Genomic DNA, 13,617 nt, shown 5'->3' with positions numbered 1-13,617 from the left:
TTTTTGTTAATAAACGCGTAATTTGAGTTAAGTCTTTTTCCAAAATGGAACAAGTGGTAGGGCTTAATAGATTGTTGATAGAGAGCAATAGATGGACCAATTAAACGCGATGCGTATCTTTGTGCGGGTAAGTGAGACCGGCAATTTTTCGAAAACTGCCGATGAGATGAACACCTCTCCCTCTTACACCAGCAAGCAAATTGCCGGTTTAGAGAAGGTGATAGGGGCACGGTTGTTCCAGCGGACAACGCGGGTATTAACGTTGACGCCGGCAGGAAAATCTTATTTGCACCACTGTCAAAAAATTCTTAATCAACTTGCCATCGCAGAAAGTGACATTGCAGAAATTCAAGGCACGCCTTCCGGCCTGCTTCGGTTAAGTATGCCTAGCATTCTTGGTGAGGCTGCCAGTGCTGCGCTTTGCGCTGCATTTCTTAAGCAATATCCAGATATCGAGTTGGATATCTTAGTAGAAGACCGATTTGTTGACCTCATCGAAGAAGGTTTTGATGTTTGCATTCGCGCCAGCGCTGAGTTTCCTGATTCAAGCCTGATCTACCGGAGAATTGGCGAAATGCCTATCCACTTGATGGCATCAGAAGCGTATATCGCGAAATGGGGAGCGCCTAAGCTGGCTAAAGAACTCGCCAACCACCCGATCATTACACACCGCTACGCTCGAGCAGGGGCGTTTCAGTTTGAGAAGGACGGCAAGGTAGAGAGTGTTAATTTCTCTCGCCGTGTTCGGGTGAATAGCACGGCTTTTGTTCGGCATTTAGTAGAAGAAGGTGAAGGTGTGGGATTTTTACCTGTCTGTATAAGCGGTGCTCAAAATCAGTCGAAGTTGGTTTCATTACTGCCTGACTATCAAGAAGGAAAAATAACGTTCAGCGTTGTTTACCCAGAGAGAACCTATACACCGTTAAAAGTACACAAGTTTATTGAGTTCTTTGAGGAATGGTTTCGGGATACTGTGATGAGAGCCGAAAACGGCGCACAAAAAGTATAGATGTCTATAATCGAAATGAGTTTTACTGTAATTAAACGTATTCCGACAACGGAAAATAAAGGAACGTTACGTTTAGATTACAGTCATCTATGGAGATACCGCCGTGCTGCGGATGGCTCTTTTTCTATTTCTCCCTCTCCTCCTTCCTTTTATACGTACAGTAATACTGGGATTTCCGGTCCATTAATGCTGTATGCAAGCCAAATGGTGGTGAGCCCAATGCCCCTTTCGAGAGGCAACTCAAACCTGCATTTTCAAGTAACCGGATCTATTTGTTTTGGGAGCCATTTAGCAGTGTGTTGCGGCGGGTTTGATCTAAGTCAGGCGCGCTAGAATGCTGCACGGTAAAATTTGTGTGCTCATCACTAAGACTAATGGGAATATATGAACCCAGCTATCCACGAGTTTGATCACGCAAGTCTCTACTATGCGCACCTAGGTTGGTCGAAACTCTATACTAAAGCACTTCCCAAAGACTTATTAAAGCAACGTATCGAAGGTGTGACTGATTTAAGGATACTTCGTGATGCACACTATCAATATATCAAAACCACACCGACCATAGAGTCAATATTTAGCCTCACTCAGCATATTGACCCACTCACCTTTGATAGCTTCTCTCTGGCTTTGTATACCGCTGGAACAGTGAGTGATTTGGTCGAGGCGATCTGTGAATTTGGCGTGGTGCTGGGTATGTCGGTGAAACCCAAGCTTCACTTTAATCTACACGGTGATCTCGAGCTGATTATCTTTCCTCGCGAACCTGATGTTGAAGACTCAGTTACCACCTCGCTCGGTATTCTGTTGTATGTGTTGTCGTTGACCAAGATGATCGCCGATACCCAAATGGGTCAGGTACATCTAGAGTTTAGGACGCCAGCACTGCCGCTTATAGGATCGGATATTGAGGAAGTCACTGCACGCAGTGGATGCGCGCTTTATACGGGGTATCCCGTCAGCAAATTGATCATACCAAGTCGATACGTAGCTGCCCCACTAAGCTCGGCCAATAAAGAAATTCATGCCATCCATCGAGCGCTACTGGTGGAGCAATCTGCACGCTTGAACAGTAATGATATTTGTTTGCAAGTGAGGAGCTATTTGGAGCAGTTGGATTCGTTGGAAGGTGCGTCGGTAGTGAGTATTGCAGATAGTCTATTAATGAGTGTGCGTACCCTCAATCGGCGACTACGTCTGGCAGGAACCTCATGTAAGGCAATGATCGAGCAATTTAAGCATCAAAAGGCGCTTTATTTGCTCGTTGAGAAGCATCAATCCGTAACCAGTGTCGCGTTGCAACTTGGTTTCACCGATGTCAGTAATTTTAATCGCGCGTTTAAGCGTTGGAGTGGGGAGTCTCCATCTAGTTTATTAGGCAGGTGTCGCTGATCACAGATTGTTAGACCTGACGTAAAATGACAGTAGGCTGGCGCGTTTAGCCATGCCTTCAATTTCCATGATTACTTAGAATTACAGACAGTTGAACATTCTTATTTCTATTAGTCTTGGAGAACAAATGAACGCTAACACTGAGCACAGCGTGCTGTTTGAGCCGATGCATATCGGAAAGCTCAAACTAAAAAACCGCTACTCAATGGCCCCTATGGGTGCATTGGGTAGTTGTGATGTTCATGGTGCCTTTACCGATCGTGGCATCGAATACTATGTTGAGCGCGCCCGTGGTGGGGTTGGCCTCATTTTCACTAGCATTCAAATGATTGAAAATGACGTTGAAACCTTGCCGATGCCTTCACTGCCATGCCCAACCATCAACCCAACGGCGTATATTCGCTCTAGTATGGAATTGACTGAGCGTGTTCATGCTTATGGTACTAAGATATTCGCTCAAATTGGCGCAGGCTGGGGACGTTCACTTATCCCTGAGTTTGCTTCTGCGGACAAAGCTGTGGCCGCCTCAGATTGCTCAAATCGTTTCGATCCCTCTTTAAAGCATCGCGCTTTGACGACTGAAGAAGTGCAATATTTCATTCAGAAGTTTGTTCAGTCCGCGGCGATTGCCAAGAAGGCTGGTTACGATGGTGTTGAAGTGCACGCGGTACATGAAGGGTATCTACTCGACCAGTTTGCACTAGAGTTCTTCAATCAACGTACTGATCAGTATGGTGGTAGCTTCGAGAACCGTTACCGCTTTGCCGTCGAGATTGTCAAGGGAATCAAAGCCGTCTGTGGGAAAGACTTCCCGGTCAGCCTACGTTATTCACTTAAGAGTCAGCTTAAAGGCTATGGTCAAGGCATCCTTCCTGAAGAAGATGCTGAAGAACGTGGCCGTGATATCGACGAGGGGGTTAGGGCGGCCAAGCTATTTGAAGAGGCAGGTTATGATGCCTTAAACGTGGATGCTGGTACTTACGATTCATGGTACTGGAACCATCCGCCTAATTATTTCGAGCCTGGCATGTACCGTCCGTTTGGTAAGATTGTCGCCGAGGCCGTAAACATCCCCGTGATTTTGGCAGGTCGTCTTGATGATCCTGACATGGCAGCACGCGCTGTAAAAGAAGGTGCGGCTCACGGTATTTCGCTAGGGCGTCCGCTGTTAGCCGATCCTCAGATCGTTAATAAGATCCGCTGTGGTCGCTTTGACGAGGTGCGTCCGTGTCTATCGTGTCACGTAGGTTGTCTTGGTCGTATGGCCAATGTTGGTAATCTGTCTTGTGCGGTGAATCCATCGTGTATGCGTGAAGCAGACTACCGACTTAAACCTACACATAAAGCGAAGAAGGTGGTTGTGATTGGTGGCGGTGTTGCGGGTATGGAAGTTGCCCGTACTGCGACAGAGCGTGGCCATAACGTGGTGTTGTTTGAAAAAACAGCCCAACTGGGTGGTAATGTGATCCCAGGAAGCCAGCCTCCATTTAAACACGACGATGCTACTCTGATTCGCTGGTATGAAGGCGAGATGGATCGTTACAACATCGACCTGCGCATGGAAACAGCTGCTAGTGTGGAGTTGATCGAAGCTGAACAACCAGACACGGTGGTATTTGCGACAGGTTCTCGACCTACCATCCCTGCGTGGCTACAAGGTGTAGACAAGCCATACGTATTGGTGGCTGAAGATGTGTTGATGAAACCTGAGCTTATCACCGGTGAGACCGCTGTCGTTGTTGGTGGTGGTTTGGTCGGCGCGGAGACTGCGTTGTGGTTAGCTCAAAGGGGCAAGCAAATCACTCTGGTTGAAGCAGCATCTGACATTATTGGGGGGCCACATGGCTCATGTTTTGCCAACTATCAAATGTTGAAAGAGCTACTCATCGCAGAGAAAGTTGAAGTCTTGACAGACAGTCCTTTACGTCAAGTCACCGACAAAGGTGTTCACATTGAGCACAATGGCGATGTAAGAAATGTCGATGCAGAGCATGTCATCATTGCTTTAGGATATAAAGCTGAAAACAGCTTCTATAATGAGGTGGCGAACAGCATTAACGCCGACGAGGTGTTTAATATTGGTGACAGTCAAGAAGCGAGAACTATTATGACTGCAATCTGGGAAGGTTTTGAGGTCGCTCGCCACCTGTAAGTACTAACTTTAGTTGCTGAGTGCCTATTAGAAATCAACTAAACCCTACGCTGAATGGCGTGGGGTTTTCAAAATTAACCCCCGCGTTTCAAGGCAAAGGTCAAAGAGCACTGATTAAGTTTGATCAAGGGTTGAGTGACTTGGGTTTAACTCATCATAATGAAGTAGCCGATAGCTTATGGATCTTTGTCTCTGATCTAGAGGTAATTTAGCCTCATCTAACCGGCACAATAACAAGATATCTAGGCTAACGGAGCATTCGCTTTCTAGGCTAATGGCTAGCTCGTGCATCAGGGTTGCACCTTACTATCAAAAAACAAGGAAAACAGATGAAACGTGTTGAACTCAGCAACATTGATTTCGATAAATGGAATGCCTATTTAGATCAATTTGGGGGCGTTTCATTGATGATATCTGAGAAAGAATGTTCGCAATTTCAAAAAATACAACATTATATTGATAGAGCGCATGAAGGACGGGAACTGGTTTTACGCATCGGTTATGGCTTCTATCTTGGACTGTTTCACCCGAAGGTGATGCTGCTTTCATCGTTTGTATTCTCAGAGACGTTAAAGTGTGAACTGAGTTTTACTACTGAAGCCGAACAAGTGGAGCTTGTCCTACGTCGAGGCGCAACTTAAGCGATGTAACGCAAAGTTGTTGTGTTAAGGTGGCTTGAGCATAACGACTTGATAGGCTGCTTTTATTAAGCTGACCTCCTCTGTCCCCATAAATCCCTTTGACACGACGAGTTGGAAACGGATATCTTTTAAACCTAGACATTCGAAAGCAGTTGCGGCGTTGGCACTGCTCGAAAACCAGTATTGTTCGAGTTAAGGAAAGACCATGAGTTCAAGCACTATTCTCAATGAAGCCCAGATCGTCAGTGGGCGCGATATTCCCCTTAAGGAATTGCTGTTTGCCAAGCGCGTGCTTGATAACTACACCGTGGTAGCGCAAAAGCGTTGTCCTGATGAACTGCTTTCTGAGATGAAAGAGGCGGTTGAGAGCATCGAGTATTTCAAAACTACTAATGACCCTTGTGAAGCGCGAAATGTGATCAGTGGGATGTTGAATGGTGTCGCGGAAGTGGCGTCGTTTGAGGCGTTTATCACTTTCACTCAAATCCCGACCCAAGCGCTACACGAGTTAATCGTTGATCGTGCGGAGCTGATTAAGCAAGAGCGAGAACTACTGGTTGGCTCGGGTTACGAGATTTTCTAAGGCTTTGTTTAATGAGCAAGTTACAGAAGCGGCGTTAACGCCGCTTTTTTTGTGATCAAAATCTGGTTTCTCGCGTTTTCTCATTCCCTTAGAGCGTACTCTAACCTTTAGCGTGTCGACATGTTTTACGGAATGAGAGCGGTAAATTTATGGAAAAGCGTCGTTTAGGTCAGTCGGATCTGGATATTTCGATACTGGGAATGGGCACGTGGGCAATCGGTGGCGATATTGGTGAATGGGGATGGGGAGCTCAGTCCAAGCGCAACTCATTGAAGGCGATACATGCCGCGTTTGATAATGGGATGAACTGGATAGATACCGCGCCAGCTTACGGTTTAGGGAATGCAGAAGAGGTCGTTGGCGAAGCGCTACGTCAAATGCCAGTCAAACCGCTGGTTTTTACCAAATGCGGATTTCGTTGGCAGCAAGGTCAAAGTGAACTTACGGGAAACCTCAGCCGCGCGTCGATTGAAGAAGAAGTCGATGCAAGTTTACAGCGCTTGGGCATTGATTGTATCGACCTATATCAAATCCATATGCCTAGCCCAGAGCATGAGATAGAAACCGCTTGGCAAGTCTTACAGGCGTTGAAAGTCAAAGGTAAGGTACGTCATATTGGTGTCTCTAACTTTAGTGTGGCGCAATTAGAGCGTATCAATAGAATGGGCGAGCTGGTCTCGACTCAGCCGGGGTATTCGCTGGTCAATCGCGAGGTGGAAGAGGCGGTGTTACCGTGGTGCTTGAGCCACAAGGTAGGGACTATTCACCATTCTACGATGTCAAATGGTTTGCTATCGGGGCGGTGGAGCCAAGAGCGATTAGCTGCGTTAGACCCAAGGGATTGGCGCCATAAAAGCCATCAATTTCAAGAGCCCACTTTCAGTCGAAACTTGGCATTTATTGAGTTTTTAAAGGAAATGGCGGCAAGTAAAGCGTGTTCGGTTGCCCAATTGAGTATTGCGTGGACATTGGCAAACCCCGCCAGTACGGCCGCGATTATTGGCGCTAGAACGCCCGTGCAGTTGAAGGGGTTGATCGGTGCAGCAGAGGTTAAATTAACCGCTGACGAGCTGCTAAAAATTGATCATTTTCAGCAGTAAAATGAGTTTTGATAATGTCGGCGTTTTTTAAATCAATTGGGTGTAGTTTTCAATTTTCCAATTAATGTGCTCTAAGCACTCTTCTATAGCGGCTTTTTCTGCATCGAGCTTCATTTTGTGCTCATTTAGAATCTGCAATAAATAAGCATGATCTTGATGATCTGTGGCAACTTTACGGGCATACGCTTGAATATGTTTAAGTGGCATGCCTGTTTTTTTTAAACATTGCACAAAGTTCAGCCAATGGATATCTTGCTGTCGATAAACGCGGTGTCCCGAATTGTCTCTCGCAATAGGATATATCAATCCTTGTTTCTCATAGTAGCGTAACGTATGGCAGGAGAGCCCACTCTTTTCTGCTGCTTCTTGAATTCTCATTGGTTTTTGTTGTCGATAGTATAGGTGAGTGTTTTATATAACTCAGTTACTTGAAATTCAACATTTATGCATCATGTGAATAGCTGTTTTTTGAGTTTACTCTCGAAATGATGAGATTTAGAGGGCGGTGTTATTACGCAATATCGTCAAACTTGTTTTCTTGCAGTGAAATGCTTGTTTAATTCACCAATATGTTGAGATGATATTTCAACATTATTGCTTATTGTGGTTAATGTTACTACTATGTTTATTGGTGTCATGAATAGCTTTTACTTTTATAAATTAAATTGTTATTCAAAAAGAAATAAGTTAGATCGTAGAGAGATTAATAAAAGAGGGTTTTATTGTGCTAGTTATTTGTTTGTTAATTAATCGATTTCTCTGATTTGGTGAATAAATGTGGCTAAAATTGCTGTTATTTAAATTAAGCGCCTAGTTTTCGTGTATCAAAATGTTTCGCCCTTATTGTTGTGATGAATGCTTTGGTTTCTCTTATTGTAGTATTTTTATTATAACACGCTCTTCCTTAACGCTTTCTGAATTGCCGAACAAAAAACTAATTGTTAGCTTTTTTCCCACACATGGAATTGATTCAAATAAGTTTCAAGAAAAGGGAAAACAAATGAATAAAACAGTATTGGCAGTGGCAATGTCTGCCGCATTGGTTTCTGGTGGTGTTTCTGCTGCAGAAGTTTATAGTGGCGAGCTTGGTTCTGTTGAAGTTGGTGGCCATCTTCGTACTCAGTTAATGAAAGAAGGCAAAGACGACGTAAAGCTAAATGCTGGTTCATCGCGCGTATCGATTGGCGCTAACTACAACATGACAGAAACGCTTGATGTATTAGCGTACGTCGAGTTTGGTTTGAGTGGTAATGGTGGAGAGTTGCAAAACCGTCTTCACTATACTGGCATCGCGGGTGATTTTGGTTCGTTAAAGTTCGGTCGTCAATGGACGGTTGCCGATGACTTCGGAAGCGCAGACGTATCATATTTCTATGGCGGTACAGGAAACACCTCGACCCTAACAACAGGTGCACGTCACGACTCATTGGTAAAATATGAAGGAGGAAACGATACGTTTACCTATGCTGCTTCATATGGTTTTTCTGCGAATAGCGGTGATGATGACCAACAAGAAATTGCAGAAGCGTACGTGAACGGTGACTTTGGCTCATTTACGCTTGGTGCCACTGTAGGTACTGCTAAAGATGCGAATGCAGTAGTCGAGAGAGATGCGGCAGACAAAATCGTAGCGACTTACTCAGGTAAGGCAACCTACGGTACATTGCTTGCTACTGTTGGATTCGGTGATTTTACGCTTTTGGGTGGCCTTTCTGCGCAAAGTGTAAATGTTGAACAGGTTGACGTTGATGTTACTGGTTATCAAGTGTCTACTCAATATAAATGGGCGGACAACGCTACTGCCTATCTGGGTTATGAAAAGGCGCGTTATGAAGGGTCTAACACTACTCAGAATGCAAAAGTGAGTGGTTCTACGCTTTACGTTGGAACAGACTATCACTTTAATAAATTTTCGCGTATATACGCTGAAGTCGCGCGTGTAGATGGTTCATCTATCACGGCAAATAAAGCGAGCCGCAATGATTACGTGAGAAGCGATGAAGATGCAGAGACCAAGTTTGGTGTTGGCTTCCGCGTTTATTGGTAAGCCTTAGTTACCTTAGATTATTCACTGCCATCGTATAATCTTTTGAGGTCAGCATTGCTGGCCTCTTTTTTTATGGGGACAAAATCTAATCATCCTCACACTTTCCTTGTATGTGATGTAACCACCTCTCTTTATTGATTAATTTAACACTAATGCTAAATTAGAATATGCATGTCAGCGCTGTATTAAACTTGATAATAGGGTGTCTTGATCGAGACGCTGTACTTAACTTGTTGATATTGAATTGATATTGATATTCGATGTCGCGTATTTTACGCAGCATTAAGTTGCGTACTCTCTTGCTAGTGCGAGATTAGTGGTTGGAAAATGCGCATTGCGAATGAATTTTGCATAGAATAGGGTTATCAATAGTGGTGAAATGTTGTGCATTTTGGCGCCAGGGGGAAGGGGTATGTACAGAGTAGTAGGAGTACTGATTGCGTCTTTGGTTGTCTCAGCACATGCTACCACTCTTGTGGAGCCGCCTGCACCTATTGAGTTGCCAACAATAGACAATAAGACGCCGATAACGCTCGTCGCCGAAGAAGGCTTCTGGACTGATTACCTCAATGAGCACATTGTGCGTGACTTTACCAAAGCGACCGGTGTTGAAGTCACGGTGCACACTGCGTCCTTATCCGACATGTACCAGCTTCAAACGGATTCCATGTTAAATGGGATGGGGAAGTATGATGTTGTGACAATCGAAGCAGGTTGGGCAAAAGAGTGGGCGGCAAACGGCTATACCATTCCAGTAAAAGCGCTTATTGACGAGTATGATCCTCAGTACAGTGCGTCCTTGAGTCAGCTCACCGAGAACTACTATCCTGCTTTATTGAAAATCCTTTCCTATCGGGGGGAGCTGCATAGCTTGCCCTACAACTCTTATGTGATGGGGAACCACTTCCGTCAAGATCTGTTTGAACATGAGGGCGAACAGGAAGACTTTCTCGCCAAGTTTGGATATCCATTGCAGCCGCCGATGTCTTTGATGCAACTGAAAGATGTGGCTGAGTTCTTTACACGCGATGCTGGTAAAGCCCTTGCAGGCAAACGACTAGAAAAGCCCTTTTATGGCGTGGCATTGATGTCAGGCAATCGCCCCCATGTCAATGATGAGCTGTCGTCCATTCTTTGGGGGATGGATGGAAAATGGTTTGTGCCAGAGTTCCGTGGCCAAGAGTTGATTGGATTTCACCTGAGGACAAACACTGCTGCGGCGCTGCACGCAGCCCAATACTACCGAGATTTGACTGCGTTTGCCGTCCCCGCCGACGAGAGTTTTGCTTTTTTGGAAGCCGCGGATGCATTGAGGAATGGTGATACGGCAATGGCGCCCTTTCTTTATAACAATCTTTGGGCGATCACCGGAGAGGTGAATAAAGCAGTAAAAGGCGGCAAACTTGGCATTACTACCGTTGCTGGTGGGCGACCTTACCATGGGGCTTATGCGTTCGCGGTGAGTTACGATAGTAAGAACCCGGAAGCGGCGTATTGGTTGCTAAAGTATGTAAGTAGCTTTGAAAGCCAACTGGCATACGCGAAGGCGGGCGGTAACCCTTGTCGACTTGATGTGGTGAGGTACTTGATTGACTCGCTGCCAAAAGGAGCAGCACAACGACAGGCATTGATTTCGAGTTATCAATCCGATACCAACTGGCAGCGTGATATTCATCTCTATGGGCACTTTACGAGCACGGCGATGGGGACGATTTACCCCATGCTCGTGCGTGCCGCCTATCGAATTGCATCAGGAGAAGATATAGAAGCAACCTTGCACTCACTGAGCGTGCAGATCACCACACTTCAGAACTTGTATGGCGAAGAGGCGATGTTAGCAGAGTGAGACAGGCAAGCTACCGTTCGATTAAAAAACAACTCTATTTTGCGTTATCTGCCATCGCAGTATTAACTCTGCTCACTGTACTCGTCGCCAACTATACCGCCAAGCAACTCAGTGATGCCTACCAGCGTGCTGCCGACCAGTTTGTGCCGTTAATGCAAGCCATCAGTAATTTGCAGTCATCGAGTGCGAACTTGAAGTCAGAGCTTTTTGCGTTGAAGTCAAAGCAAGATGATGGCGATACTATGATCTACATTGAACGGGTTAAAGCCCATTGGCAGCAGATAGAGCAGATTAATAGCCAGATATTGCAATCGGAACTTCTCGATATTCAACGCAATGAACTTGAACAGCGCAATTTGAGGATCCGCCAATACATTGTACATACTGATCATCTTGCCCAGCTTTTTGTGACACGTAATCAAGTTAACAATCATAAGCAGTTGATGACACCACAAGTGCTTGCATTACTGAGAAATACAGAAGAGCAATTGCTACCTAAAATGGGTGTCTTAAGTGAACAACTTGCTGCGTCACTGGGTGGTGAAAACCACAGTCATGCCGAGCATCATGGCCATCACCATGCTGATGCAACGCGCGCATTAAACGAGGTCCGCAACTTTTTCAACATCTACAAACGGGCGCTATTGATGGCCGAATTACTGGTTGAAGCGAACGCCCTCGAAGATAGTCGTGAACTCAATAAAATTAAGCGCAAGGTGCATCAATTAGCCAACAGTATTGAGCAATATGCTGCGTTGGCTGACGATAGTCAGTTAGGCAATGTCGCGTTTATGTGGCTCGATCAAGCACAGCATCTCTACAAAGGGACAATTTCTGTTTTCAATACGCAGCTCAACTACATTCGGACGGAAAAAGTGATTGATTCCTTAATCGCTCAGCAAGTGGATACCGCCGATGAGCTGCTATTGAGTTCAGAAAAAATTCGCGTTTATTTGCAGAGTTTGCTCAGCGAAGAAGCGGATTCAGCAGAACGCAATCTCAAGAACAAGCAAGCGATACTGTGGTTGATTGCCGTTGTTGGCGTGGTGTTTAGTGCCGCCATTGGTTGGTTGTTCATTCATAGGCAAGTCATTGATCGTGTGACTAAGATACGGACTAACATGATCGAGCTCTCCTATGGCAACACCTCGATGGACGTGGTGCGCGAGTACAAAGACGAACTCGGTGATATGGAAGAAGCTTTGGTGCTCTTGCAAGGCTATGTAGAGCAAGTGCAGACGATGGCAACGACAGACCCATTGACACAGCTGTTTAATCGTCGACTCTTTGAAAGTACCTTAAGTAGCGAGATAGCGCGGTGCCAGTCCAGTTTTCAGCCATTGGCATTACTGATTTTGGATATCGATTATTTCAAACAGTACAACGACATTTATGGCCACCCCGTTGGCGATGGGGCCATTGTCGATATTGCCAATATTTTGAAGGCACATTGCCAACACAGTAACAATTTTCTGGCACGTATTGGTGGGGAAGAGTTTGCGGTGATTTTACCGAACGTCGATGTCAAAGAAGCACGTATTATCGCGGACAATATTCAAACGTCTGTCCAATCCCTGTACCGCATTCACAAAGGGTCAGCGATATCTGACTATCTTACCTTGTCCATCGGCATTAAAGTCGTTGGAGGCGAGAACAATATGACCACCGAGCAAGTTTACTCGCTTGCCGATGCCGCCTTGTATCGTGCGAAAGAAGTGCGCAACTGTATAGTGGTCAATTGATCGTTGCGAGTGCGACGTGAGGTTGCCCAATCCATCATCACAAGACAATGGTTTGGGCAAAAGATTGGGCGGTGAGTTTGAGCCGAATTGTTATTTCTTCGCAGCGCGCTGTGCTGCTTTACGGGCAAGTTTATCGGCGCGTCGTTGAGCCATCACTTTTTGTGCGTCTCCGCCTACATGGTTTTCACCACGGTCATTGGCGAGCTGTACTTGCTGCTCACGCTCTCGAAAACGGGCTTTTTGCTCCTCAGTATGTTTGTCATAACATTTAGGGCAGCTTACCCCTTGTTCAAACTGTGACGATTGCTTATCTTCTTCGGTGATCGGCAAACGGCAGGCATTACATAAGCTATACCCGGACTCTTCGAGCTGGTGGTTGACGGCGACGCGGCCGTCAAAGACATAGCAATCACCTTCCCAAAGGCTCTCTTCTTGAGGGACTTCTTCAAGGTATTTCAAAATGCCGCCTTCAAGGTGATAAACCTCTTCAAAGCCTTGCTCTTTCATATACGCGGTCGATTTTTCACAACGAATTCCACCGGTACAGAACATGGCGACTTTCTTGTGCTTATCTTTGTCGAGGTTTTCCTTCACATACTCAGGGAACTCTCGGAAAGTCTCGGTATTAGGGTTAACCGCATGTTTGAATGTACCGATTTCAATTTCGTAATCGTTACGCGTATCGACGACAAGCACATCAGGATCAGCGATAAGATCATTCCAATCTTGTGGTTTAACGTAGGTGCCCACGACATGACGAGGGTCAATCCCTTCGACGCCGAGTGTGACGATCTCTTTTTTCAGTTTGACCTTGGTACGATTAAAAGGCTGTTCGTCGTTATAGGACTCTTTATAAACGGTGTCTGCCAATCTTGGGTCGGCTTTCAGCCAAGCCAGCAGGGTATCAATGCCTTCACGCGTGGCGGCAACAGTACCGTTAATCCCTTCACTGGCGAGTAAAAGGGTACCGCGAATACTGTGTGCTTCCATAAGCGCTTTTAACGGCTCGCGCATTGCTTGGTAATCGTCTAACGCGACGAACTTATAAAGGGCGCAAACTACTATTTTTGCCATTGTGACTTTCCTGCTGACTGTCTGTTGCTCATTT

The 13,617-nt window shown here is 45.6% G+C and carries 11 protein-coding genes; 9 read left to right on the top strand and 2 right to left on the bottom strand.

Going from position 1 to position 13,617, the window contains the following annotated elements; translation table 11 throughout:
* The first annotated feature begins 91 nt into the window (after positions 1-91).
* From TSUB_RS23760 to TSUB_RS23735, 6 genes are all read left to right on the top strand, one after another.
* Entirely contained in the window at positions 92-1,009 is a 918-nt protein-coding gene (locus TSUB_RS23760; RefSeq protein ID WP_087024764.1) for a LysR family transcriptional regulator, read from the top strand.
* A 384-nt stretch (positions 1,010-1,393) separates the two neighbouring features.
* Positions 1,394-2,398, top strand: a complete 1,005-nt coding sequence (locus TSUB_RS23755; protein ID WP_087024762.1) for a helix-turn-helix transcriptional regulator — start codon at positions 1,394-1,396, stop codon at positions 2,396-2,398.
* Between the two features lie 127 nt (positions 2,399-2,525).
* Complete coding sequence (locus TSUB_RS23750; RefSeq protein ID WP_087024760.1) at positions 2,526-4,550, top strand: oxidoreductase; 2,025 nt, start codon at positions 2,526-2,528, stop codon at positions 4,548-4,550.
* Positions 4,551-4,879: 329 nt separating this feature from the next.
* On the top strand, positions 4,880-5,191 hold the full coding sequence (locus tag TSUB_RS23745; RefSeq protein ID WP_087024758.1) for a hypothetical protein: 312 nt from the start codon (positions 4,880-4,882) through the stop codon (positions 5,189-5,191).
* 205 nt (positions 5,192-5,396) lie between these two features.
* Entirely contained in the window at positions 5,397-5,774 is a 378-nt protein-coding gene (locus tag TSUB_RS23740) for a hypothetical protein (RefSeq protein WP_087024756.1), read from the top strand.
* A gap of 149 nt (positions 5,775-5,923) precedes the next feature.
* Positions 5,924-6,874: an aldo/keto reductase gene (locus TSUB_RS23735; RefSeq protein WP_087024754.1), complete on the top strand. Its 951-nt coding sequence runs from the start codon at positions 5,924-5,926 to the stop codon at positions 6,872-6,874.
* Between the two features lie 27 nt (positions 6,875-6,901).
* Here the strand turns inward: TSUB_RS23735 and TSUB_RS23730 are convergent, their stop codons facing one another.
* Entirely contained in the window at positions 6,902-7,252 is a 351-nt protein-coding gene (locus TSUB_RS23730; protein WP_087024752.1) for a MerR family transcriptional regulator, read from the bottom strand.
* Between the two features lie 622 nt (positions 7,253-7,874).
* Here TSUB_RS23730 and TSUB_RS23725 point away from each other — a divergent pair.
* The 3 genes from TSUB_RS23725 to TSUB_RS23715 all read left to right on the top strand — a co-directional run bounded on the left by TSUB_RS23725 (position 7,875) and on the right by TSUB_RS23715 (position 12,509).
* Complete coding sequence (locus tag TSUB_RS23725; protein ID WP_159064903.1) at positions 7,875-8,921, top strand: porin; 1,047 nt, start codon at positions 7,875-7,877, stop codon at positions 8,919-8,921.
* 412 nt (positions 8,922-9,333) lie between these two features.
* On the top strand, positions 9,334-10,767 hold the full coding sequence (locus TSUB_RS23720; RefSeq protein ID WP_087020766.1) for an ABC transporter substrate-binding protein: 1,434 nt from the start codon (positions 9,334-9,336) through the stop codon (positions 10,765-10,767).
* On the top strand, positions 10,764-12,509 hold the full coding sequence (locus TSUB_RS23715) for a GGDEF domain-containing protein (RefSeq protein WP_087020763.1): 1,746 nt from the start codon (positions 10,764-10,766) through the stop codon (positions 12,507-12,509). The genes TSUB_RS23720 and TSUB_RS23715 overlap by 4 nt, the downstream gene beginning before the upstream one ends.
* A 90-nt stretch (positions 12,510-12,599) precedes the next feature.
* Here the strand turns inward: TSUB_RS23715 and trhO are convergent, their stop codons facing one another.
* Positions 12,600-13,583 (bottom strand): oxygen-dependent tRNA uridine(34) hydroxylase TrhO, encoded by a 984-nt coding sequence (gene trhO, locus TSUB_RS23710; RefSeq protein ID WP_087020760.1) that lies wholly within the window; start codon positions 13,581-13,583, stop codon positions 12,600-12,602.
* Between the last annotated feature and the right edge of the window lie 34 nt (positions 13,584-13,617).

The organism is Thaumasiovibrio subtropicus (genome assembly GCF_019703835.1).
In the GTDB taxonomy this organism is placed as follows: domain Bacteria; phylum Pseudomonadota; class Gammaproteobacteria; order Enterobacterales; family Vibrionaceae; genus Thaumasiovibrio; species Thaumasiovibrio subtropicus.
This window is presented reverse-complemented; position numbering and strand designations above follow the sequence as displayed.

What these genes read in the sequence shown, in the direction of transcription:
- TSUB_RS23760 (WP_087024764.1), top strand. Translation starts at nt 92, where the DNA reads ATGGACCAATTAAACGCGATGCGTATCTTTGTGCGGGTAAGTGAGACC.
- TSUB_RS23755 (WP_087024762.1), top strand. Translation starts at nt 1,394, where the DNA reads ATGAACCCAGCTATCCACGAGTTTGATCACGCAAGTCTCTACTATGCG.
- TSUB_RS23750 (WP_087024760.1), top strand. Translation starts at nt 2,526, where the DNA reads ATGAACGCTAACACTGAGCACAGCGTGCTGTTTGAGCCGATGCATATC.
- TSUB_RS23745 (WP_087024758.1), top strand. Translation starts at nt 4,880, where the DNA reads ATGAAACGTGTTGAACTCAGCAACATTGATTTCGATAAATGGAATGCC.
- TSUB_RS23740 (WP_087024756.1), top strand. Translation starts at nt 5,397, where the DNA reads ATGAGTTCAAGCACTATTCTCAATGAAGCCCAGATCGTCAGTGGGCGC.
- TSUB_RS23735 (WP_087024754.1), top strand. Translation starts at nt 5,924, where the DNA reads ATGGAAAAGCGTCGTTTAGGTCAGTCGGATCTGGATATTTCGATACTG.
- TSUB_RS23730 (WP_087024752.1), bottom strand. Translation starts at nt 7,252, where the DNA reads ATGAGAATTCAAGAAGCAGCAGAAAAGAGTGGGCTCTCCTGCCATACG.
- TSUB_RS23725 (WP_159064903.1), top strand. Translation starts at nt 7,875, where the DNA reads ATGAATAAAACAGTATTGGCAGTGGCAATGTCTGCCGCATTGGTTTCT.
- TSUB_RS23720 (WP_087020766.1), top strand. Translation starts at nt 9,334, where the DNA reads ATGTACAGAGTAGTAGGAGTACTGATTGCGTCTTTGGTTGTCTCAGCA.
- trhO (WP_087020760.1), bottom strand. Translation starts at nt 13,583, where the DNA reads ATGGCAAAAATAGTAGTTTGCGCCCTTTATAAGTTCGTCGCGTTAGAC.